The organism is Polynucleobacter sp. 39-46-10, assembly GCF_002282275.1.
On sequence record NZ_NCJB01000519.1, the window covers coordinates 1 to 1,216 of the forward strand.

A 1,216-nucleotide genomic window follows, 5' to 3' on the forward strand; every position below is an offset into this window, starting at 1 on the left:
CAGAAACGTTAATGACAGGCACGCGCATTGCAAAACCATCAAAGCGTCCTGCCAAAGCTGGCAACACCAAACCAACCGCTTTTGCAGCACCGGTCTTGGTTGGAATCATACTGCTCACAGCAGAACGCGCACGGCGCATATCCTTGTGATACACGTCAGTCAGAACCTGGTCATTTGTAAATGCATGAATCGTTGTCATCAAGCCAGACTCGATACCAATTTTTTCCAGCAATGGCTTAACCAAAGGTGCTAAACAGTTAGTCGTGCAGCTCGCGTTAGAAACCACGACGTCACTTGGTTTAAGCACTTGCTGATTTACACCGTAAACAATTGTGGCATCCACATCTTTTTCACCGGGAGCAGAGATCAATACTTTCTTCGCGCCCTGAGAGATATGCACCATGGCTTTTTCTTTTGAGGTGAACTTGCCGGAGCACTCGAGCACTAAGTCCACACCCAACTCGCCCCAAGGGGTTTCTAAAGGATTGCGGGTCGAGAACATTTTGATGCGATCGCCATTTACCACCATGCAATCCCCATCTACTTTTACTTCAGCAGGAAAACGACCGTGCGCAGAATCATATTGCGTTAAGTGAGCATTGATATCGATATCTCCCATGGCATTAATCGCCACGATTTTGATATCACGCCTTGGCTTGCCATTAACTTGATCTTCATACAAAGCACGTAAGACCATGCGACCAATACGACCATAACCGTTAATTGCGACACGAATTGTCATTTAATTCCCCTTGCTAATTTTGAATTCTTAAATCGATACTTTACTTATTGTCTTTTCTATTTCTTTGCGATGCATTGCTTCACAGTTTTAGCAATCTGATCGACTGTTAAACCAAAATATTCATAGAGCACTGGTGCGGGAGCTGACTCACCAAAAGTATCAACACCGTGCACTGCTGCACAACCATACTTCCACCAGAAATCACTCACTCCAGCTTCAACAGCAATGCGCGGAATATTAGCCGGCAAAACTTTTGCTTTGTAAGCAGCATCTTGTTGATCAAATACTGTCGTTGATGGAATTGACACCACACGAATGCCAAAACCTTCACCTTCTAAACGCTCTGCAGTTTGTAATGCCAAAGCAATTTCAGATCCCGTAGCAATAATTACTGCATCAATTTTGGATTTCTTCGGATCACGTAAAACATATCCACCGCGGGCAATATCTTTTACTTGCTGGCTATTGCGCGAC

Annotated in this window: 2 protein-coding genes; both read right to left on the reverse strand. The window is 44.5% G+C overall.

The window, feature by feature from the left end; genetic code table 11:
- On the reverse strand, positions 1–742 hold a 742-nt coding region (locus tag B7X71_RS17340), incomplete at its 3' end, for a type I glyceraldehyde-3-phosphate dehydrogenase (RefSeq protein ID WP_293601657.1).
- Between the two features lie 56 nt (positions 743–798).
- Positions 799–1,216 (reverse strand): transketolase C-terminal domain-containing protein (locus B7X71_RS17345; protein ID WP_293601658.1); only part of this gene is annotated, 418 nt, incomplete at its 5' end.